This is a genomic window from Streptomyces sp. a15 (assembly GCF_059026085.1).
Genome location: NZ_JBWLKM010000113.1, coordinates 1 through 23468, shown reverse-complemented (window position 1 = coordinate 23468; position 23468 = coordinate 1). Strand labels below are relative to the sequence as shown.

Sequence of the window (23468 nt, the reverse complement as noted above, 5' to 3'; positions counted from 1 at the left end):
AGACCGGTCGAGGCGTCGATCGTGCCCCCGACATAGCCCTTCTCCCCGGGCCAGACACCGGTCTTCTCGCCGCGGTCAACGCCGAAGGGGTCGAAGCGGCGCTGGCTGATCGTGCCGGACGCGGCGTCGATCGCCACCTCGCCCGTGCCGTGGTGGTCGGAGGCGAGGAAGGACACCTTGCCCGCCGTGCGGACGGCGACCGTCTGACCGGCGTAGTCGTAGTAGCGGGTGGCTTCCTTCTTGGTGCCGTCGGCCGACAGTTTCAGCTCGGTGCCCGGCAGGTAGACGGTCGTCCCCGACGGGTCCTTGCGCACCAGGCGGTTGCCGGAGCCGTCGTACACGTACGTGGTCTTGGAACCGTTCGCCTCGGTGGCCTCGCCGAGCTTGCCCTGGTCGTTCCAGACCAGGGACTGCGCGTTGCCGCCGATGGTCCGCTTGGTGGTGTTGCCGGAGTCGTCGTACTCGTACGTGGACTGCCGGTCACCGGTCGGGGTCTTCTCGACGATCTTGGTGACCTGGTGCGGTCCGTCGCCCAGCGCGCCCGCGGTGCCGTACTCGTAGCTGCGCGTGATGTTCTTCGCGGCGTCGCGCCCGGTGTCGTGGACCGTCTCCGAGACGCGGTTGCCGATGGCGTCGGTCTCGTACGACTTCCAGTACGGAGCCGGGCCGCCGAGGGCGCTCGTGCCGGCGGCGGAGTCACACGCCGTTGGGCCGGATCCCTCCACCGGGACGGAGGAGCCGCGGGTGCCCATGCCGGCCGCGGTCGTCGCCGTGGCCGTCGGCGTCCAGGCGTCCTTCAGCCGCTGGCGGTCGTCGTAGGCGAAGCACTGCATGTCCGGCGAGGCGGAATTCGCGGTGTCCGCGATGGACAGGACGTTGCCGGCCTGGTCGTAGGAGTACTGGGAGTCCTTGGCCGGGGCGGTCGCCCCGTAGACGTCGACGATCGAGCGGGTGAGCCGGTCGGTTCCCTTCTCGTAGTTGTAGGTCTGCCAGACCTTCTTTCCGCTGCCGGTGTTCAGCTCCAGCTGCTGGAGGAGGCTCTTTCCGGAGTAGACGGTGTTGGTGACGTACGAGGTGGAGCCCGTCATCGTCTTGGGACGCTGGAGGCTGTCGTACGTGTAGGTCAGCGGCTCCTCCGGAAGGTCGCCGACAGCCGGAAGAGTTGTTCCCCGGACTGTCCCGTCCTGGTTGTAAGAGGTGCTGAAGACATAGGTTCCCGCCAGGGAGCCCTGCGAGGCGGGGATCTGGTAGGCGGTCTTCAGCGGGCGGTAGAACTCGTCCATCGACTGGATCGCCGAGGCGAAGTACTCCGTGGCCGAGGTGTAGCTGAAGGAGCCGTAGGCATAGCCCAGCCAGCCCGCCTTGTCGTACCGGGTCTCGGTGAGCTTGGTGCCCGTGGTGGGTTCGCCCTGCCAGGTGGTCAGGACGCGCCCGAGGGCGTCGTAGACCGTGGAGGTCTTCTTGTTCCGGGCGTCGTACGTGGCGATCGGCCGGTCGAGTTCGTCGTACTCCGTGCGCGAGGTGCCCGCGTCGGGGTCGACCGACTTGGTCTTGCGGCCGAGCTGGTCGTACTCGTACCGCCACACGTTGCCCTTGGCGTCGGTGACGGTCTCCAGCTGGCCCAGGGCCGTGTACGTGTATTTCGTGGATTCGTAGGGCACGCCAGCGGCCGGTGCGGCGCCGCGGTAGTGGCGGATCTCGGAGACGCTGCCCTGGCCGTCAGTGATCGTCGTGGTGGGAACACCGCCGACGGGCGGGTCGACGCTGGTCAGCTCACCGTTATAGGTGGTCGTGGTCCGCCACTGCTCGCCGCCGCCGACTGCGAGGATCTGCGCGGTGGGGCGGCCCAGACCGTCGTACTCCATCAGGCTCTGCTGGCCGACCTGGCCGTTGCTGACGAGCAGCAGTTCGTCCGAGGCGGCGCCGGCCGCGTTGTAGGTGGCGTTGGTCTTCTTGACGTTGCCCGTGCCGTCGTACCAGGTGTCGGCGACCATGCGGGTGCCGTCGGCGCCCTCGGTCTGGATCTGGCGGGGCCTGAGCATGCCGTCGTAGAGCTGGTACTCAGCACCGTAGCTGCCGTCGTTCTCGATCTTCTCTGTCTTGATCGAGGTGACCTTGTCCTTGCGGACGTTGTAGGAGTACTTGATGCTCGGCGTCTGGGTCGACACCCGGTCCGGCAACCACACCGACGTGAGCCGGCCCATGGCGTCGTATGCGAGGTCCGTTCGCTTGCCGTTCGGGTCGGTCTGGCCCTTGGACATGCCCCAGGCGGGGGCATAGTCGGTGGTGGTGACGTGACCGGCGGCGTTGGTGACGGTGGTCTTCGTCAGCAGGCCGTTGGTCTCGGTGTAGGCGGTCTTGGTCTCCTGCGTCGTCCCCTGCTGCTTGGCGTTCTTCTGGGACAGCGGGCGGCCGAAGGCGTCGTAGGTGGTGGTGCCGGTGACCTGGTACGTCGCCGTGGTGCCGTTGTGCGACGTCATCCGCTCGGTCTTGGTGGCGTCCCCCTTGGTGGGTGCCGCGCCGAACGCTCCGCCGTCGTAGGAGGTGCGCTCGTCGGCCAGGACCTGCGTCTTGCGGTCGGGCGTGGTCGCGCACTTCACGGACACCGACTCGCTGCGCGCGGGCAGCGCGAGCAGGTTCTTCGCCGTGTTGTCCGCGTACGTGGTGCGGGTGCAGGTGTCGTCCTTGGTGGTGGAAACGTCACCCTGGTCGTCGACCGTCAGCGCCCGGCCGGTGCCGTTCGACGTGTCGTACGTCGTGGTCGACTTCGTCTCCAGCCAGGTGCCGTCCGACTTCAGATTGAAGCCGCGGCCGGTCTGGGAGCGCACGATCACCGCGCGGGTGGTGCCCCAGCTCTGGGTCTGCGTCGCGCTGTAGTGCTTCCACGGGGTCTGGATGGACTTGGAGATCAGCTTGGCGCCGTCGTAGGTGGCGACCTCCAGCTGGTGACCAGTGAACTCCTCGTCGTCGGAGTACGACGCCCCGGTGCTGTCCTTCACCGTCACCGAACGCGCATTGCCCGCCGCGTCCTTGTCGCCGTCCATGCCCTGCATGAACGTGTAGTCGACGCGGGTCTTCTGCACGTCTGCGGTGCCGCTGGTGACCTTGACCTTGCCGTAGCCCTGCCAGCCGCCCCAGGTCAGGTACTTGGCGTCGGTGATGCCGTCCGGCTTCGCCTTACGCCAGGCCGCGTCGCCCTGGTAGTCGTAGCGGGTGACCATGCCGTCGCTGCCGCCGGTGCGGTCGGTCTCGATGACCGCCGCCACGACGTACTTGTGGAACCAGTCCGTGATCGGGTCGACATAGCCCGGCGGGGCCCACTTCACCGGGTAGCAGCGCTTGGTCGACTCGCCCGGCGTCGGCAGTGTGGCCTTGGTGCAGTCGGTCGGCGCGTAGTTGACGTCGAGCTGGGCACCGGTCTCGCTGAGGACCATCGAGAGGCGGAAGCGGTGGAACGGCGCGATGTTGTCGCCGATCGCGTCGACGCGGTTGGCGAGCTGCTCGCCGAACAGGTCCACGGAGGGCAGCTTGATCGCCGTACCGGCGCGGCCCTCGTGCTCGATCTTCGACAGCCACAGCGTCTTGGAGTCGTCACCGTTGTCGGTGAACAGGTGCGTCAGGCTCCAGGCGTCCACGTCCTGGTAGGTCGTGGCGTCCTTGCGCATCTGCGTGACGACCGAGGTCAGCCGCTTCGTGGTGAAGAACGTCTGCACCGGCGAGGTGCACTTCGTGCTCGCCTTGCACTCCTGGTCGACCGGGACGTCGGGCCAGTGGGCGGCGTTCGCCTTGGTGCGCTTGCTCTCCACGCAGTCGAAGTCGGCGGTGGGCAGGCAGCGTTCGGCGGTGTTGAGGACGATCCGGGCCGGCGCCTTGGCCGCGTAGACCTGGCCGTCGCGCTGGCCGTAGTCGATGCGCTTGAGGTAGCCGCCGCGGTGGTACGCGGTGCCGTTGACGTCCGTCTTCGCGTTGAGCGCGTAGTAGTTGGTCTCGCGGTCGTAGAAGTAGGACATCACGTTGCCGTGGCTGTCCTTGACGTAGTCGAGGCTCCAGCGCCAGGCCTGCTGGCAGTGGGCGCTGGTGAACGTGGCGTTGTAGCAGGGCTCGCCGGAGTCGTCGCCGAAGACCGGGGCGGTCCAGGTCGAGTTGGTCTCCTCGTTGCCGGTGGCCCAGCCCGGAAGGCGGTTCTGGCCGAAGTAGTACTCGGTGCCGTCCGAGGTGGTGATGCGCCAGTACTCACCGTCGTTGTCGCCGTTGGTGGCGCCGGTCAGCCTCTCGACCTTGCTGCCGTCGTCGGACGACATGTGCCACTTGCCCGTGGTGTCGTCCTTGACCAGCTCCCCGGCGGAGCCGTTGAGCATGACCGTGGCGTTCTCGAACGCCCAGCACTGCTCACCGGAGTTGGCGTGGCCGTCGTCGGAGCACGGCTTGTAGCGGCGCTCGATGTAGCCGGGGTCGTAGGAGAAGCCCTCGCCGATCCAGGAGCCCTGGTTGTTCGTCGCCGAGGTGCGGCCGTCCGCCGACTGGGACGAGTAGCCGAGGCCGACGGTCGGCGTGAGGCCGCCCGGGGTCGGCACCGAACGGAAGGGGTAGTTCCAGTTGAACGCGCCGGAGGATGTGGCGACGCTCCAGCTCGACGAGGGGGCCAGGGCCGTGGCCTTGTAGGTGCCCTGGGCGCTGGAGGGACCGGCGGCGACGGCGACCAGTGAGGTCGCCTCGCCCGCCATCGTGGACACGCCCTCGGCCGGGGCCGGAGCCGCGGTCACGTCGGCGGAGACGGTGCCCGTCTCCAGATCGTTGACCGTCGGCAGCACCTTGGGCTGCTCCGGGCACGCCTTGCTGCCGGGCACGGCGACCGTCGCGCAGGAAGGAAGCTGGACCAGCTGGAGACGCGAGGCGTAGGAGCCGCCGAAGCCCTCGGCGAACTCCGAGTAGTCCACGGTCAGGCGGACCTTGGCCGCCTTGTCCGCGCCGTCGGCACGCTCCACGCCCAGCAGGACGCCGGCGCCCAGCTGTGCGGCCCGCTTCGGGTCGAGGACGTCGACGCGGACCTTGTCCGCCGCCGTCGCCGCCTCGGCCTGCGCTTTCGCCTTCGCCTGCGCCTTGCCGACCCTGACCGGCAGGCCGCCGGCCTGGGTCGGCGCAGCCGCGCCGACGGCTATCTCGGCACTGCCCTGCTTAGGCCACACCGCCTTGTCGAGGCCCTTGACCGCTGCCTTGCGTGCCGGATCGGAGGGGCGGGTCTTGGACTTGGCATCGCGCCCCTTGGCGGGATCGCCGTCGTCCTGGACGCCGGGGCGGCTGGTGCGGCCCCGGTCGCCGTCGTCGAGCGCCACTGCCTGGACCGACGAGGCGGACAGCGCGAGGGAGAGCCCCATCACTGTCGCGACCAGCGTCCGTCTGGGCATGCGGCGGCTCAGTGAGCGGCCACGGAAGAACATCTGCCAACTTCCTGATCGTAGGAAAGGGAGAAGGAAAAGGTGTGCAGGACAGGTGAGCCGGGCCTCGAAGGGCCCGGCACACCTGGGAAGCGACGTCCCGTCACATGTCCGGCACGGCCGCCAGAAGGCTCATCTGCTGTACCGCGATCACATCGGCGGCTCCGCTGTAGACGCGCACCTCATCGATGGCGCCCGCGAAGTACTCGCTCGCCCCGCGCAGCGAACGGCCCACCTGGAGACCGCCGGTGGCGGACCACAGGGTGTTGTCGGTGCCGTAGGCACCGGCGACGAGCTGGCCCTCGACGTACAGGCGGATCGAGTTGGCGAAGGCGTCGTACACGACGGCCAGGTGCTGACCGGAACCACCGGTATCCGCCAGTTGCTGGTCGTCGGTGAAGGTGACGATCTCAGCCGCGACCGTGTCCGTCTTCGCCACGGCCAGCTCCCACTGCCCGGTGGCCGCCTGGTAGTGGACCTGGACGCGGTTGGCGTTGGTGCCCGGCAGGGACAGCACCGTCTGCGACTTCTCCGGGTCCAGCGAGGTGAGCTGGGCGCGGGCGGTCACGGTGAAGCTGCTGTTGCCGGTGACCGGGGCGGTGGCGGTGGACGCGTAGTCACCGTCGCCGTCCAGGACGAGGTTGCCGTCGCCGACCAGGGCGGCGGTGTCGAACAGCGGGTCGGCCGGGCGGTAGATGGAGGCGTTGCCCGCGAGGGTCAGCGCCTGGCCGCCGCCGGTCTCGGTCACCGAGCCGTTGGTGGCCTGGTCCAGCTGCCAGTAGCCCTTGCGCTCCGGCTTGATGGTCATCAGCTCGGCGACCTGGGCAGCCGGCAGGAGACGGTCGAAGACGCGGATCTCGGCGAGGTCACCGACGAAGTTGTCGCGGTAGCCGCTCTTGGCCGTCGAGCGGCCGATCTGCAGCGGGCCGTACGACTTCCAGACGGAGCGCCGGAGGGCCGAACCCTTCAGGTCCTTGTTGATGTAGAGCTGGAGCTGCGGGCCGCCCGTCTTCTGTGCGTCGTACACGCCGGTCAGCAGGACCCACTGGTCCTTGACCACGGAGATGCCGGTGGAGACGGCCTTCCACTCGCCGAGCGAGTCCACGTCGTTGACCGGGACGGAGAACTTCCAGGTCTTCGCGGTGGCGTCGTAGCCCAGGGTGAAGCCGGGCTCGCCGGTGCCGTCCTGGCTGACGACCATCATGCCCTTGTCCAGGGCGGTGGGCCGCACCCAGGCGCTGACGCTGAAGCTCTTGGCGGTGTCCAGCACGGTCTCGCTGGCGTCGAGGTAGGACTCGGCGCTGCCGTCGAAGCGGGCCGCCTTGTCGACCTTGCCGCCAGGGCCGTCCGCGCCGAAGGTGACGGCGGTACCGGCGGTCGCCGAGAACTCACCGCTCTCGTCGTGCGCCTCGGTGTCACCGGCCTGGTCGGCCAGGTTCCACTGGGCGACGACCGGCCTGCCCTCGCTCACCAGGAAGTCGTACGGCGTGCTGCTGGCGTGCGCCGCCTTGTCGATGGCGACCACTTCCAGCACCTGGCGCCCGGAACGGGTCGGCAGCCACTGGACGGAGACCGAACCGCCCGGTGAGGACGGGGTGAGGGTGGTCATCGCCGCGCCGTTGAAGGAGTAATGGTACTTGACGACGTCGTTGTCCGGGATGGCGTCGTTCGGGTTAGGCGAGAAGGTGAAGGTGCCGTAGGTGCCCACGCCGTCGTGGTAGACGGTGTTGGACGGGTACTGCTTGGACAGCACGAGAGGCTTGCCCGGCCAGGTCTTGTCGTAGGTGAACTCGCAGCGCTGCGGGGTGTCGCCCTCCGAGCTCCACGGGCCGTAGCCGTCACCGTCGTAGGCTCGCGCGCTCCAGTAGATGGGGGTGTTCTGCGGGATCGACGACTTCACGGTGTGCACGAACTTGGTGCCGGTCGTCGGGGAGAGCCAGTCCGGGGTGGTGTACGTGTACGAGCCGGGCGTGGTTCCGCCCCACTCGACCTTGAACTGGACCTTCACCTTGTCGGTCTGGCCGTTGCCGTGGTCGGGGTCGCTCGCGATGGCCTGGAGCTTCGGCGGCACGTCGGTGGTGGCACGGCCCGTGCCCCACTTGCACACGCCGCCCGGGTCCGTGGACATGTCCGAGATCTTGATCTGCCGGGGCAGGTTGTTGTACTTGATCGACAGGTACGCGTTGCCGCAGATCCGCTTCCACTCCGCGAAGCGGGACTCGTCGGCCGCGCGCAGGCCCAGCGTCATCGCGTTCCAGCCGCCCGCGGCGGCCGTCTTGATCTCGCTGGTCAGCTCACCGGTCGAACCGCTCTCGAAGTGCAGGTTGGCCTGGCTGGAGCAGGAGGTCGGGGAGATCGCCTTGTCGACGGTCTGGAGATAGTCGTCCCAGTCGTCCGAGGTGTTGGACCAGTTGCTGGACGAGGTGAGGCCGTAGTTCGCGCCGCCGATCCGGTAGAGCTGGATGGGCTCGGCGGTCGGGGAGGCGCTGTAGATGTGCTCGACGCGGGCGGAGAAGGTCGCGCCCAGGATCTGCTTCCCCTTGTAGAAGGACAGCGGCATCGTGAACATCACGCGCCGGGAGCCGACGCCGTTGCAGGAGACCGGGTTGTAGTCGGTCGGGCACTTGCCGACGCCCGCGCTGCCCGAGTACTTCCAGTCCTGCTCGCTGGGGATGCCGGACATGACGCCGGTCCAGGCGGTGCGCGAGGTGGTGCGCTGGATCGGGTCGATGACGACCGGGAAGACGGTGTCCTCGCCCTTGAGGAGCTTCTGGTCCGGGACGAGGCTCAGCTTGTCCTTGCCGACCTCGACGCCCAGCGGGGCGACGCGCCCGCCGCCGCCGGGACCGTCGAGGGCGGGCTCGGGGGCCGCCTCCGGTCCGGGGGTGGCGGCGCTCGTGTCTGCCGCGCCCGCCGTCGCCGACTTCAGCGCCTTCGCGACCGCCTTCGGCCCCTGCTTGCGCGCGGTGGTCTCCTCGACAGCGGCGGAGTCCCACATGGTGGGCTTGCCGGCCTGGAAGACGGTGCCGCCGACGACGGCGTCCTCCGCGAGGATCGCGCCGGTGGCGTCCTCGGCGACCTTCAGACCGTCGGTGGTCATGCCGAGGTCGAGCCGGGCCAGCCGGGGATCGGCCGCGGCCTCGGGCGTCTTGACGACGATCAGATGGCCGAAGCCGTCCGCCTCCGCCCGTACGGTCAGGTCGACGCCGGGCAGGACCTCGGCGTAGGTGGCGGTGTCGCCGTCGACGCTGGGCGCGGGCAGCTTGCCGTACGGCCAGGTCAGGGCGAGTTCGCGGCCCGCACGCCGGATGGTGACGAAGGGCTTGCCGGCCTGTCCGGCGGAGAAGGCCAGGTCGACGGTGGCGGCCTTCGGCCCCCAGGTGCCGTCGGCGCGCTTGACGAGCGCCGGGTCGACGGAGACCCACTTGCCGCCCTGGACGGTGCGGACGGGCTCGGTGTACTCGCGGGCGGTGAAGGTGCCGTCGGGCTCGGCGAAGATCTCCCTGCGCTCGGTGCGCAGTCCGACCACCTCGGCCCGCTTGCCGCTGTCCTTCGCGGAGGCCATGGCCTGCTGCTCGGTGACCAGCGGCTGGTCGGCCGCGACCGGGGCGGGGCCCTGGTCAGGTCCGCCGCCGTTCGGGAGCACCGCGGCGCCGGCCACGACGGCGCCGGTGACGGCTGCCGCGACAGCGGCGCGCAGCGCGAGGCCCCGCCGTATCGTTCTGGGTCTGTCTGCGGACACGCGTCCACTCCCGTCGGTTCATGTCTGTGTGGGAAGTCGAGGGGCCAAAGGCACCGGGCCGTCACCACGAAGGTGAGCCCTGCCTCGGGAAGCCGTGCCTGGCGCGGCTCGTGAGGGTGAGGTGTGACGCGGCGGCCGGCCGTTCCGAGGCCGGCCGGCCACCGCGCGGGCGTCGTCAGCGGACGATCGCCCCGAAGGCCACACCGGTCGCCGGGAGGCCGCCCTCGCCGGGCTTGATCGTCACCGTCGGCGCGCCGCCCGAAGCCACGTTCCACGGGAAGCCGTAGACCCCGCGGCCCTCGGCGGGGCCGTAGGGCATGCCGACGTACAGCACCGAGGGGGTGGCGGCCAGGGAGAGGCCGGCGAGCTGGCGCGGGGCGGGGGCACCCGGCACGCCGTAGCCGGGGTCGATCCACTGGTCGGAGGCGCCGGGCGCGCCGACCAGCGGGACGATCTGGACGCCGCCCTTCTCCGCGTGCTCCTCGGACGACTCCTCGCCCGGCACGCCGATGGCGAGGCGGGTGGTGGTGGCCGTGGAGGTGGCGCTCGGGGAGGTGTTGACGGCTGCGAGCCGCTTGCCGAAGAAGTCGCCGGCCTCGGACTCCTGGTCCACGTCGGCGGCGTTCTGGTCGATCCAGGCGGTCTCGGTGAACGTGCCGTTGGCTGCGAGCTTGAACACCTGGACGGCGCCCGCGTCGACGGTGGTCACCAGGTCCTCGCCGGGCACGCCGACCGCGAGCAGCGACTCGGTGGTGGAGGTCGCGCCGGAGGCCCGGTACGGCACCATGGCGAGCGCGGCACCGAACTGGTCGTCCACCTCGGGGGCGTCGGTGATCACGTCCTGGTCCTGGCCGAGGCCGCCGAGCGGCTTCGGGGAGTTCGAGGTGAGCGCGTGGCTGAAGAAGCCGACGCCGCCGGCGAAGGGGACGGTGCCGAGCGCTTCGCCGGGGGTGCCGACCGCGAAGTGGGTCGGGGTCGCGGCGATGGTGGTGCCGAAGCGGTCGTCCTGCTCGGCCGTGCCGGACACGACGCCCGCGGTCTCGGTGTCCTGGTGGACGAAGGCGACGGTCTGCGCGGTGCCGCCGACGTAGTAGAAGCCGCCCGCGTCCTCGGCGGTGCCGATGGACTCGCCGGGAGTGCCGATCAGCAGATACGGCGCACCGGCCGAGGTCTTGCCCGCGGCGAGGGAGTAGCCGACCCAGTCGTCGGTCTCGGTTCCGCCGCCCAGGGGCTTGTCGGTGCCCTGGTAGAACTCCTTCACCGGCTTGGTGCCGGCGTTCAGCCCGCTCGTGGAGCCGTAGATGAGATGCACGACCCCGGCGTCGGGCACGGTGCCCATGTCCTCGTACGGCGTGCCGACCACGAGGTCGCTGCATCCGTCGAGGTCGGCGTCGTAGACGGCCAGCGCGTAGCCGTACTGATCGTTGGCCTCGGTTGCACCGGGGATGTTGTCGGGCGCCTGCGAGAAGGTGAGGGTGCCCTTGCCGCCGCCGTACACGACGTGCACCGCCCCCGCCTTCTGCACGCCGTCGACGCTTGCCTCCGGATCGGCGATCGCCGTGTCCCTGACGCCGTCGCCGTTGAAGTCCGAATCGGTCCCCGACGGGCACTCGACGGCGGCCGCGGCGGGCGTACCGCCGGATGCGCCCGCTAAGGCCAGCAGTGCCCCTGCCAGAACAGTGGCAGCACTACGCCGCCATGCTTTCCCCACCCTTTTCACCTATGCCCCGTACATAAAGAGAATCTAAAAAGGTCAAGGGATCATGGCTTCACTTGAGGTGCACATGCAACACACTTCTCTACTCTTCAATGCGTGACATGAATCACACTGGTCACACTCCACCCACAGGGCCTCCCTCGCTCCGTACGCGGCGAGGGAGACGCGGGACGCCCACCCACCTCCACTGACCTGGAGACCCTCGGCACCTGGTTCGACCGGGCACCCCCGGCAGCAAGGGAACCGACACGAGCTTGCCCTTGATCAGGCGTAGACAGGTCATGTCATCTGCACGTTCCTTACGGCACCTCTTACCGGTACTCGGACGGCCCGGCGGCCCTCCGCCTGCGTGGACTCGGTGACGACCGGCTGCGGGTGAGCGTCTGGGACACCAACCCGCACATCCCGCCGCCCTTCAACAAACGGTCCCGGCCCCTGCGCCCGGCTCCGGCCACGGCCGTCGGCGGGCGCGGGGCTGTTCCTCCTCTGCCATTACGCAACGACCTGGGGCGGCTCTCCGCTCGGAGACGACCTCTTCGGGCGGGGCGGGAAGCTGCTGCGGTGTGAGGTGGGACCGGAGGCTGCGGGGCGGGTGGCCGCGGCGTGAGAGGGGCGCCGAGTCGCAGGCGGTCGATGCGCGGCGCCGCTGTCGTGGAGCCGGCGACACCCTCTGTAATCAGCCGCTCGCCGGCCCGCGGCCGCCGGGGGGCGGATCGGCGAGGGTCACCCGTTTCCTACCTACCGTCCCAACCGCCGCCGTACGCGCCGGACCTGACGGTTGTCGGCGACCGCGTCCAGGACCCGACGCCTGGTGCCGGCCTCGTACGCCGGGCCCTCCAGGCGCAGCAGGGTGCCGTCACGGACGACGGCGTACGCGACCGGGGTGTCCGCCTTCGGGAGGGTGACCGGGTGGCGTCCGGCCGGCAGCTCGATGCGGGCCGGGAGGCGCAGCCGTGCCGTTCCGTCGGCGCCGGGGACCAGCTTGGCCGCCACCTTCAGGGAGGCCACCCTGACCTCGACGGGAACCGGGGCACTGTCCGCCGACGCCACATACGGCAGCGGGAGGGACGACTTGCCGCGCGCGGCGTTCACGGCGGCGGCACCGGTCGTGTCGGAGCCGAGTCTGCGCAGGCGCTGGCCCAGATCGAGGGTGAGCTGGCCCCTGCCTGTCGTCCAGTACGGGAGGGCGAGCCGCCCGCCGGTCAGCGCCGGGCCCGCGGCCGGGGCGCCCGGAGTGCCGTCGCCGGTCGTCATGCGGACCATCCGGTCGACGCCCAGCAGTTGGACGTACGCCCACACGTCGTGAACCCCGCGCCCCAGCGGCCGGCCGCCCGCCAGCCGCTCCGGGTCGAGGCGCAGCCGCCCGGACCCGACGAGCCGCGACCGCCCCTCCCCGAGCGGCCGCAACCGCACCTCCAAGTCACCCTCCGGATACCACCAGTCCTCCCGGTCCCGGTCCTTCACCACCAGCTCCGCGTACGCCAGCCGGAACGGATCGCGGACCTCCCAGCCGTCCTCCGTGCCCGGCACGCCGTCCAGCAGCTCCGGGTCCAGCCACCACTTTCCGCCCCGCTCGACGAGGGCCAGCGGTTCGCCGTCCCCGCGCAGCAGGTCCAACGTGACATCGGCGACCAAGCAGCCGTCCTCCCAGCGCGGTTCGCCGATCTCGCCGCGTGCCTGCACCTCGCGGATGCGCTGCGCGAGCGTCACCGCCCCGTCGAAGTCGCCGCGTTCCAGCAGTTCGGCCCGCAGCCGTGACACGGCGGGCAGACCGTCCCGCACAGCCGCCGGGAACTCCTCCAGCACCAGCTCCCGGGCCGCCTCGAAGCGCTGCCGCTGCTCGTCCGGGTCCTCGCGCAGGATCTCGGGCTCGCGAGCCCGGGAGAGGATCTCCACGTGGTAGAGGCGGTGCAGCAGCCGGTTCTGCAGCGCGTCGAGGTCGTCGGAAGGGGTTGTGCCGTCCTTGATCTGGCGGACGATGGTGCGCAAGTTGGGCCAGAACCCCTGTCGCGGGTTGAACCGGTGCCGGGTGTTGTTGCCACCGTCGTCCCGCTTCATCCAGTAGTAGCAGGGGTAGTCGGCGAGGATCGATATCCGTTCGGCTTTCAGGTAGGCGGCGCTGACGAAGGCCAGGTCCTCCATGATCCACGGCCCTTCCGGGTACCGCAGCCCGTGTTCCTCGACGAAGGCCCGCCGGAACATCTTGTGCGGCGACAGGCTCTGCATCAGCTCGTCGTTCTCGATCGTGCAGGCGTCCACCGTGTACCGGAACAGCCGCCGAGGCCGCGCCATCGTGGTGGACATCTTGCCGATCACCACGTCGGCGTCATTGCGCTTCGCGTGCTCGTACAGCCGCTCCAGGGCCTCGGACCCGAGCGTGTCGTCGTGGTCGACGAACTGGATGTACTCACCCTTGGCATGCCGCATACCGAGGTTGCGCGGCGCACCCGGCCACCCGGAGTTCGGCATGGTGTGCACCTGGACGTTCGGATGCGCGGCCACGATCTTCTCCAGCCGGGCCGGCGTGTCGTCCGTCGACCCGTCGTCGACGTAGATGACCTCGTACTCGTCGGCAGGCAGACTCTGCCCGAGCAGCGACGGCGCGCAATCGTCGACGTACTTCCCGGTGTTATAGACGGGGACGATCACGCTGACCTTGATTCTCCGCATCCCACGGACCTTACCTGCCGGCCTGGGCGCCGACGGAACGTTTTGCTGAGCAACAGGACCGATGCGAGCGCGGAGACAATCACCGAAAGAGCCACCCCGGCCGTTACCTGGCAAATAAAGCTCGTTGGCAGCTGGTGGTGACCGACGCCGATACCGGGTCCCCGGTGACCACCACACTCCTCGACGCGGTCGACGCGCCGCGTTCCACGGGCGACGGTGACCACCTCGCCTTGGTCTACAACGCGGTCTTCGGTGACGTGCTGCTGTACGTCAACGGCATCGCGGCGGTCGACGCCTCCTGGGACAACGCCTGGGACTTCAGCACCACGAGTCTTCAGGTCGGCCGGGAGCTGACGGGTTCCACAGCGAGTGGGTACTTCTCCGGCTCCATGGACGAAGTCCGCATGTTGCAGGGTCCGTTGGACGCCTCACTCCTGGCAAGGGTGGCGGTTCTGCCGGCCGGCTCCAGCATCGACGAGACCTAGACACAGCACCCCGATCCAGTTGGGCGGGCGGCACGGAAGCCGCCCGCCCACGCATCGCTCTGCTCGCCTCCCCCCGTGCTCCGTTCTTCTCTTTCTCTCTCGCGTTCCTCTTTTCGATGGAGATGTCATGTCCTCGCCTCCCTGGTACCGGTCGCCACGACCGGCTCGGCGGAGCGGCCACAGACGGGCCGCCCTGCTGCTCGGCCTGGCCCTGTCGGTCGGCCTGCTCCCTCAGTACGTCCCCGCGGCCACCGCCGCCGACGGTCTGACTCAGCCCAAGACCCAGACGAATCTCGACGATCCCGTCCGCGGCAAGAACGCCAAGGCCAAGGCATTCAAGAAGACCGACGAGGCGGAGAAGGCGGCCGTCGAACAGGCCGACGAGACGGCTTGGCCGAAGGCAGGCAGTGCCGAGATAGCGCTGTCCGGCAAGGCGGCCAAGGCCAAGGGACTGCCCCTGACCGCGAAGGCCGCCTCCGCGGCCGACGGGAAGAAGGCCGCCGAGTCCGTCCGCGTCGAGGTCCTCGGCCGCAAGGCGGCCTCCACGGCCGGCATCGACGGAGTCCTCTTCACCGTCGCCCGCACCGACGGCGAGGCCACCAAGGGTGCAGCCCAAGTCACCCTGGACTATTCCGACTTCGCGGAGGCTTACGGCGGCGGCTACGGCTCCCGCCTCCGGCTCGCCCAGTACCCGGCGTGCGTGCTGACAACGCCGGAGAAGGAAGCGTGCTCGACTCCGACGTACCTGAAGAGCACCAACAACGCGGCGGCGCAGACACTGACGGCGACCGTCGGCGCAGCCGGTGACACCTCGGGCACGCGGACACAGCTGCTGCGGACGGCGGAGACGGCCACGGCCTCCTCCGCCACCGTCCTCGCGGCCACCGCGAGCAGCGGCGGTGACGGCGGCGACTACACGGCGACCAGCCTCTCGACGTCCTCCAAGTGGGGCGTGGACACCAGCTCCGGCGCGTTCACCTGGTCCTACCCGATGACCACCCCGCCAGTCCCCGGCGGCCTCCAGCCCACCGTCGGCCTCAACTACAACTCCCAGTCGATCGACGGCCAGACGGCGACGACCAACAACCAGGGCTCGTGGATCGGCCAGGGCTTCAGCTACGAACCCGGCTACATCGAGCGTCGCTACAAGCCGTGCGCCGACGACGGACACGACGACACGTACGGCGACGAGTGCTGGGCATACGACAACGCCACGCTGGCCCTCGCGGGCGGCACCTCCGGCCAGCTCGTCAAGGACGACACGACCGGCGAGTGGCGGGTCGAGTCCGATGACAACTCCAAGATCGAGCACCTGACCGGTGCCACGAACGGCGACAACAACGGCGAGTACTGGAAGATCACCGTCGCCGACGGCACCCAGTACTTCTTCGGCCAGGGCCGCCTGCCCGGCTACGCCAGCGGTAACGAGGAGACCGGTTCCGCCTGGACCGTGCCCGTCTACGGCGACGACTCCGGTGAGCCCTGTTACAACGCCACCTTCGCGAACGCGTCCTGCACGCAGGCCTGGCGCTGGAACCTCGACCACGTCATCGACCCGCACGGCAACGTCATGTCGTACTTCTACGGCAAGGAGACCAACTACTACACGCAGGGCCTGAAGACCGGCGAGAACGGCAAGTCCTACGTCCGCGGCGGCTACCTCAAGCGCATCGACTACGGACAGCGCGCGGGCAAGGCGTACTCCACCAAGCCGGCCGCCCAGGTCGTCTTCACCACCGCCGAGCGCTGCATCGGCTCCCTGACCGACTGCGAGGCCTCCGACCTCACGGACTCCACGGCCGCCGACTGGCCTGACGTCCCCTGGGACCGGAACTGCAAGGTCGACACCAAGTGCGCCGGCCAGAACTCGCCGACGTTCTGGACCCGCAAGAAGCTCACGAAGATCACCACGCAGATCCGCACCGGTGACGCGACCTACTCGCCCGTCGACGAGTGGAGCCTGTCCCACGTCTTCACCGACAACGGGGACGCCTCGAAATCCCTGTGGCTCAACCGTATCGACCACACCGGCAAGGCGGGCACCGCCGTCTCCGTCCCGTCCGTCGAGCTGTACGGCACCCAACTGCCCAACCGCGTGGACGAGACGGGTGACAATCTCAACCCGTTCTACCGCTTCCGCCTGTCCGGCGTGGTGAACGAGTCCGGCGGCGCACTCAGCGTCAACTACGCGGCAGCCCAGTGCACGACCGGCAGCCTGCCCGCCGAGGACTCCTCCACCAAGCGCTGCTTCCCGGTGAAGTGGAACCCGCCCGGCGCCGAGGACCCGATCCTCGACTGGTTCCACAAGTACGTCGTCGCATCGGTCGTCGAGACCGATCTCACCGGCGACAACGACGACCAGGTCACCTCGTACACGTACGTGGGCGACGCCGGCTGGCGCAAGACCCCGGCCGACGGCATCACCACCTCCGAGTACCGCACCTGGGGTGACTGGCGCGGCTACGGCCGGGTCCAGGTCGCCACCTCGGCCGGCACCAACTCCGCGTCCAACACCAAGAGCGAGCACGTCTTCTTCCGCGGCCTCGACGGAGACGTCGACAAGAGCGGCACCACCCGCTCCGCCAAGGTCGCCGACTCCCTCGGTGTCTCCTACGACGACTCCGACTGGAAGGCCGGTCAGGAGCTGGAGACGATCACGTACAACGGCTCCGCCGTCACCCAGAAATCGGTGACGGTGCCTTGGACCGCGGTGACGGCCACCGAGACGAAGGACTGGGGCACGCGCAAGGCACGCTATGTAGCGCGGGGTTCGCTGGACACATACGTCGCGCTGGCCACGGGCGGCTGGCGACACACGAAGTCGACGACGTCGTACGACGGCAAGACCGGTCGTGCGGTCCGGGTCGACGACCTCGGTGAGATCGGCGTGGCGGACAACCAGTGCACCCGCACCGAGTACGCGGACAGTGTGAGCCTGCACATGTACTCGTATGTGTCGCGGGTGGAGAAGGTGGGAGTGGACTGCGCCACCACTCCGAACCGCAAGTCCGACGTCATCTCGGACGACCTGGCCTACTACGACGGCTCGACCACCCTGGGCGCGGCCCCGACCAAGGGCGACGCGACCACGACGAAGCGCCTCTCGTCCCACGACGGCACGACGGCGACGTACCAGACGACCGCCGTCACGACGTACGACGACTACGGCCGCCCGCTGGTGGTGAAGGACGCGCAGACGGCGTCGTCGTCGACGACGTACACGTCCTCGACCACCTACACCAACAATGCGTACGGCCTGGCAACCAAGTCGACAACGACCAACCGCCTCGGCTGGACGACCTCGACGGAGTACGCCCCCCAGTGGGGACTGCCGAGCGCGAAGGTCGACCAGAACGGCATGCGGACCGACTTCGCGTACGACGGCCTGGGCCGTCTGGTGTCGGTGTGGCTGCCGGACCACCCCAAGGCCTCCGGCTTCGCGCCGTCCCTCAAGTACGCGTACCTGATCCGCGGCGACGACGGCCCCACCGCCGTCCACACCCAGAAGATCGAGAACGACGGCACGTCCTACGGCAGCGAGTGGTCGCTGTACGACGGCTTCCTGCGGCCCCGCCAGGAACAGACCGAGGGCGCGGGCGGCGGCCGTATGGTCGCGGACACCTTCTACGACGGCTCCGGCCGCGTGGTGAAGCTCAATGACACCTACTACGCCGCCGGCGCCCCGTCCTCCACACTCTTCGAGCCGGTCAACGCCGACCTCGACGCGCAGACGGTCACGGAGTACGACGGCGCTAGCCGCACCAAGGCGACGATCTTCAAGGTCCAGGGCACGGAGAAGTACCGCACGACGTTCGCGTACGGCGGCGACCGCGTCACGACGACCCCGCCGACGGGCGGCACGAAGACGACCGTCGTCACGGACGCGCGTGAGCGCACGACGACCCAGCTCGAGTACCCGGCCGACGGTGCCGCGGTCACCACGTCGTACGGCTACACGGCCTCGGGGCTGCTGTCGAAGGTGACCGACGACGTGGGCAACGTGTGGTCGTACACCTACGACCAGTTGGGCCGCAAGAAGTCGGCGGTGGACCCGGACACGGGTACCAGCTCGTTCACCTACGACGAGCTCGACCGCATGACCTCCGCCACGGTCAACGGCGACAAGACCTCTACCGTGTACGACGAACTGGGCCGCTCGGTCTCCACCTGGCAGGGCGAGGCCACGACGGGCACCCGGCTCTCCGTGACCCGGTACGACACGGCCGCCAAGGGCGAGTTGTACGGCGTCTACACCTACAAGGACGGTGCGGTCCACTCGTCGGTGACCTACCCGGTCCTCGACGCGGACAACGACTACAAGCCGACCTCGACGAAGTACTTCCTGTCCAAGACGGCCGAGCCGCAGCTGGGCGGAACGTACGAGTTCAACACCCAGTACAACCGCGACGGCACCGTGCAGGGGCAGGGCCTGCCGGCGGCGGGAGGTCTGACGGGTGAGGCGCTGTCGTACTCGTACGACGAACTGCAGCGCCCTGTCGCGCTCAACACGTCGCTGAGCGGCGGTAGTTACGTCTCGGACGTCTCCTACTCCCCGACCTCCAACCTGGAGCAGCTGGAGCTCTCCACGGGTGTCTCGTCGACACCCAAGACCTGGATCACGAACACCTTCGAGCAGGGCACGGACCGCCTGACCAACTCGCGGGTGGACGTGGAGGGCGCGTCGAGCGTCGCGTACGACTCGAACTACACGTACAACGCGATCGGCGACATCCTGTCGATCGCCGACACCCCGACCGGTCGCACGAGCGACGTCCAGTGCTTCACGTACGACGGCCTGCGCCGGCTGACCGACACGTGGACGTCATCGGTGACCTCCGGCGGGGCGTCGGGCACGGGAGCCTCGGAGAGCGCGTGCTCCTCCGCTGCGTCGTCCTCGACGGTCGGGGGAGTGTCCCCGTTCTGGACGGAGTACGGCTACGACTCGATCGGCAACCGCACGAGCGAGGTACGGCACGGAGTGAACGGCGGCGCGACCTCGACCCGTTCGTACAAGTACGGGGAGGCGGGCGCCGGCCCGTCCGGGGCGAAGTCCGGCCCGCACACGGTGTCGTCGGTGGTCGAGACGACGACTGCGACAAGCACGACCCCGCAGATCACGTCCAAGGACACCTACACCTACGACGTGTCCGGCAACACCAAGACACGTGTCCTCGGCGGCGACACGCAGTCGCTCGCCTGGGACAAGCAGGGCGAGCTGACAACGGTCACGAATGCCGACGGGACGGTGACGTCGTACAAGTACGACGCATCCGGTGAGCGGATCCTCCGGGACACCCCCGACGAGAAGACGTTCTACCTGCCGGGCATGGAGCTCCACCTGGCGAAGTCCACGTCCGCGGTGACGGCGACCCGCTACTACTCCTTCGGCGGCTCGACGGTCGCGATGCGGGAGGCGGACGGCGTCCACTTCCTGGCGTCGGACCATCAGGGCACGGCGGAACTGGCGGTCGACGCTACGACGGGCGAGACGACCCGGCGCCGCACGGACCCGTTCGGCAACGCGCGCGACCAGTCCTCGTCGTCCACGGGCTGGGTCAACGACAAGGGCTTCGTGGGCGGCACGATCCAGGAGTCCACGGGGCTGACCACACTCGGCGCACGGGAGTACGACGCCGACACCGGCCGCTTCATCTCGGCGGACCCGGTCATCAACTACAACAACCCGCAGCAGATCAACGGCTACGCGTACGGCAACAACAATCCCGTCGCCAACGCCGACCCCAGCGGCATGTGCGCGGACATCGACTGCCCGACCCGGCCGTGCCCCCTGTGCGAGAACACCACCCCCGGTCACGAACCGGGCCCACCGCGCGTCTCGTCGAACGCGGCGGCCGCCGGCGTGACGCTGGAGGAGGCGCTGGGCCAGGACTCCGCCGCAGCGGTCCAGAAGCGCGCGGTCCAGTCCGAGGTGAACGCGGCCAAGCAGCGCGCGATCGCCGTAGCCAAGGAACTGGGCCAGATCATCGCGGACGAGCTGGGCATCACGGACGCACTGGACTGCTTCACCACGGGCAGCCTCGGCTCCTGCGGGGCAACCGCCCTGAACGTCGTCACCTCGCTCATCAGCGGCGGCCCACTCGGCCGACTCGTCTCGAAGTACCTGTTCCGGGTGGACAAGGCCGCCGCACTGATCAAGCGCGTGGTCGGCCTGGGCCAGGACCTGTGGGACAGCTTCAAGGACTGGCGGAGGAGCAGGCAGGCCAGGGGGTGCCTCACCGACAACAGCTTCACGCCCGGTACCCGGGTGCTGATGGCCGACGGCTCGACGAAGAAGATCGAGGACGTCGATATCGGGGACAAGGTCCGTGCAACGGATCCGGAGACCGGCGAGACGAAGGTCGAGACGGTCACTGCCGAGATCAAGGGCAAGGGTCTGAAGCACCTCGTCGAGGTCACCCTCGATCTCGACGGCACGAACGGGAACGAGAGCGCCTCGGTCACGGCCACCGACGGACACCCCTTCTGGGTTCCCGAGCTGGGCGAGTGGATTGACGCGACGGATCTGCGGTCCGGGGAGTGGCTGCGTACCAGCACAGAAATCCAGGTCCAGATCACCGCGGTCACTCGTTGGACGGCTTCCGAAGCCGTAGTCCACAACCTCACGGTCAGCGACCTGCACACGTACTATGTGCTCGCAGGGTCCACTCCGGTCCTCGTTCACAATTGTGGTGGTGCAGTTACAGGGCACCCGGCAAGCTGCGAATGTGCCGACGGCGGAGTGCCGAAGGTGAGAAATGGAAAGTTGGCGGGAGATGTTCATCCCAAGACGAATGTTCCATTCGATGCGGATGGCTTCCCTGACTTCTCTGCGTGGCGCCATCCAGATGTGCCTGATGTCCGGATCGAGCTTTCCGGTAGTCGCGGAACGGATTTTTTGCGAGCCACCCGTGCGGCAGGACTCGAAGAACAACCAGCGGGCTATACCTGGCACCACCACCAAGAGCCTGGCCTCATGCAGTTGATCGAGACTGAAGCTCATAAGCGCACAGCGCACAGCGCACACAGGCGGATTCTCCGGAGGGAGGTAGCAATGAACGAACTGTTTGAGGATGAAGAATTCTACACAGGAGCTCCTCTGGATGCCAATATGGTTCTTCGGGCGGAGGACGTACTCGGTGTGCGGCTTCCCTCCAGCTATGTGGCGGTGCTGCAGCAACGGAACGGTGGCGTGCTGAAACGTCGCTGTTTCGGTACGGATTTCTCCACATCCTGGGCTGCAGACCATTTCGAGATTCGAGCGCTTCTCGGAATCGGCGGAAAATGGGGGATCGACTCTTCATCCGGCTTGGGAAGCGCCGACCTGATCGCAGAATGGGAGTATCCAGAAATCGGAGTGGTCATCTGCGACATGCCTTCTGGCGGCCATGATGCGGTGATGCTCGACTATTCCTCGTGTGGGGTTTCGGGTGAACCGTCCGTTGCATACATCGACGAGGATCGCGTTCCTCGGCGAATCGCAGAGTCGTTTCAGGATTTCTTGGATCGCCTTGTTCACTGCGGATCCTTCGGTTAATTCTTAGGCACATCTTGAATTAATCCGAATACTGAAAGGCACCTGGAGTTCCCCTCCGAAAGAGCGATCGATCAGATCAGCACGGAGGGGAACTTTGTGTTGCTTCACTGCCGGGTGATGGAAACTCCCAGCGAGGGTCCGGGAAATCGACAGCGAAGCGGTGCGAGAGTGCGTCGATGTCGAGGAGTTTCGTGCCCGCCGACTCGTGGACGGCATCTCGGGGGCGACTCACGTGAACTCAGAGTGCTCGAATGCGATTTACAGTACGTGGTGGAGCGCGCCCCCGCGACTGGCTCAAGCTCGCCGACTCGTCGGCGACTCTCTGGAACGCGCCATCGGAGCGGCTGCCCTGAAGAAAGTCGCCGAACATGTGGAGGTGTGCTGAGACCGAAACTGAGCGGTCAGTCGCGGCGGCTCATACTTTGTTGCCTCAGGATGGATATCAGCGCCCGGAGCTGTCGGGGTCCGGTGGTGAGGATAGTCTCCGGTTCGCTGCTTTCGCGGACGACAATCTGCCTGGTGGAAGTGGTGGCGAGATAGACGCAGGCGGAGGCCTCCTGGCTGTACGTGGACTTCTGCCAGTGCAGTTCTGTCATGAAGGACTCCTTCAGAGGTCTTGGGCAAGCTGGGCAATGAAATCACGTGACTTCGCAGGGGAAAGCGCCGCATGCTCGACCCGATCCAGGATCAGACAGTATCGATCCAACTGAGCCGGAGCGTCGATGAGTTCGGCCCCGTGGTCGGTGTCCAGCTGGACGGTGTCCAATTGGCGTACCGTTCCGTGGAAGTAGTCGATCCCCTGCCCCGAGGTATGGAACGGACCGCTGTCGAACGGGACGACGGTGATCGTGATGTGCTCCAGCTCGCTGACCTCGGTGAGGTGATGGAGTTGGGCGCGGACCGTGGCCCGGTCACCGAACCGCATGCGGAGGGCGGCCTCGTGGATGATCGCCGTGTAGGGCGAGGGCTGCTCGCGGTGCAGGATTTCCTGGCGCTTGATGCGGTGTGAAACGCGATGCTCGATCTCGTGGGGCTTCAGTGGCGGCACCGTGTGACCGAAGAGGGCGCGGGCGTGGTCGGCGGTCTGGAGCAGCCCGGGGATGTTGATGACGTGCGCCACGCGCACTGCGGTGGCGTGATGTTCGACCTCCGTCAGGTCCAGCATCCGAGGGGACAGCATGTCCCGGTACTCCTCCCACCAGCCGCGTCGGCGCTCGCCGGTCAGTGCGGCGAGTGCCTCGATCAAGGGCTCGTCGGTGCAGTCGTAGTGCCGGGCGAGGGTGCGTACGCGGTCGGCGCTCACTCCGTAGCGCCCCGCTTCGATGTTGCTCACCCGTGACTGTGTGGCTCCGACCAGGGCAGCGGCCTGCGTTGCGGACAGGCCGGCCCGCTCGCGCAGCCTGCGCAACTCGACCCCGAGACGACGACGCCGGGCTGTGAGGAGGGGGCTTGGCTGTGGCATCGACTGCGACTTCCCATTCGTACGTACGTCGTGGAGGTCACCCACACGAAGGCAATAACGACTACATTCCCTAGCTCGCGTGGAATGTAGTCCATTTAGGTCCTACGGTAAGAACCGAGCCGCCCAACCGGCCCAAGTCCCCCCACCGCAGGAGGCATTCATGGTCACCGTATCCCCGTTGGAGTGCGAGACATCCCCAACATGGGCGTACGCCCTCCAACTGCCCCACGACGCCCGCGCAGCCCGCATCGCACGCGTCACCCTGCGAGCCGTACTCGCCGGACACGGCATGGACCAACTCCAGGAGCGCGCCGAGCTGTTGGCTTCGGAGCTCGTCACCAACGCTTACCGGTACTCGGACGGCCCGGCGGCCCTCCGCCTGCGCGGACTCGGCGGCGACCGGCTGCGGGTGAGCGTCTGGGA

The 23468-nt window shown here is 68.3% G+C and carries 9 protein-coding genes; 3 read left to right on the top strand and 6 right to left on the bottom strand.

Annotated features, from left to right (window positions below; genetic code table 11):
- The 4 genes from AC5P09_RS46930 to AC5P09_RS46915 all read right to left on the bottom strand — a co-directional run.
- Nucleotides 1-5405: RHS repeat domain-containing protein (locus AC5P09_RS46930; protein ID WP_493879809.1), on the bottom strand; the 5405-nt coding region annotated here is incomplete at its 3' end.
- Nucleotides 5406-5538: 133 nt separating this feature from the next.
- On the bottom strand, nucleotides 5539-9177 hold the full coding sequence (locus AC5P09_RS46925; protein ID WP_493879808.1) for a LamG domain-containing protein: 3639 nt from the start codon (nucleotides 9175-9177) through the stop codon (nucleotides 5539-5541).
- A 175-nt stretch (nucleotides 9178-9352) separates the two neighbouring features.
- Nucleotides 9353-10888, bottom strand: coding sequence for an FG-GAP repeat domain-containing protein (locus tag AC5P09_RS46920; RefSeq protein ID WP_493879807.1), 1536 nt, complete (start codon nucleotides 10886-10888; stop codon nucleotides 9353-9355).
- A 744-nt stretch (nucleotides 10889-11632) separates the two neighbouring features.
- On the bottom strand, nucleotides 11633-13564 hold the full coding sequence (locus AC5P09_RS46915) for a glycosyltransferase family 2 protein (protein ID WP_493879806.1): 1932 nt from the start codon (nucleotides 13562-13564) through the stop codon (nucleotides 11633-11635).
- Between the two features lie 134 nt (nucleotides 13565-13698).
- On the opposite strand from AC5P09_RS46915, the gene AC5P09_RS46910 reads away from it, so the two are divergent.
- Nucleotides 13699-14049, top strand: a complete 351-nt coding sequence (locus AC5P09_RS46910; protein WP_493879805.1) for a LamG-like jellyroll fold domain-containing protein — start codon at nucleotides 13699-13701, stop codon at nucleotides 14047-14049.
- Nucleotides 14050-14176: 127 nt separating this feature from the next.
- Nucleotides 14177-21583: an RHS repeat-associated core domain-containing protein gene (locus tag AC5P09_RS46905; protein ID WP_493879804.1), complete on the top strand. Its 7407-nt coding sequence runs from the start codon at nucleotides 14177-14179 to the stop codon at nucleotides 21581-21583.
- Nucleotides 21584-21984: 401 nt separating this feature from the next.
- Here the strand turns inward: AC5P09_RS46905 and AC5P09_RS46900 are convergent, their stop codons facing one another.
- Nucleotides 21985-22179 carry a DUF397 domain-containing protein gene (locus AC5P09_RS46900; RefSeq protein WP_493879803.1) on the bottom strand — a complete coding sequence of 65 codons (195 nt, stop codon included), beginning with the start codon at nucleotides 22177-22179 and terminating at the stop codon, nucleotides 21985-21987.
- An 11-nt stretch (nucleotides 22180-22190) separates the two neighbouring features.
- Nucleotides 22191-23045, bottom strand: coding sequence for a helix-turn-helix domain-containing protein (locus AC5P09_RS46895; protein WP_493879802.1), 855 nt, complete (start codon nucleotides 23043-23045; stop codon nucleotides 22191-22193).
- 160 nt (nucleotides 23046-23205) lie between these two features.
- On the opposite strand from AC5P09_RS46895, the gene AC5P09_RS46890 reads away from it, so the two are divergent.
- Nucleotides 23206-23468, top strand: a 263-nt coding sequence (locus AC5P09_RS46890; RefSeq protein ID WP_493879801.1) for an ATP-binding protein, incomplete at its 3' end; no start/stop codon positions are given.

Coding starts and splice junctions, on each gene's coding strand:
- AC5P09_RS46915 (WP_493879806.1), bottom strand. CDS start 13,564: ATGCGGAGAATCAAGGTCAGCGTGATCGTCCCCGTCTATAACACCGGG.
- AC5P09_RS46905 (WP_493879804.1), top strand. CDS start 14,177: ATGTCCTCGCCTCCCTGGTACCGGTCGCCACGACCGGCTCGGCGGAGC.
- AC5P09_RS46900 (WP_493879803.1), bottom strand. CDS start 22,179: ATGACAGAACTGCACTGGCAGAAGTCCACGTACAGCCAGGAGGCCTCC.
- AC5P09_RS46895 (WP_493879802.1), bottom strand. CDS start 23,045: ATGCCACAGCCAAGCCCCCTCCTCACAGCCCGGCGTCGTCGTCTCGGG.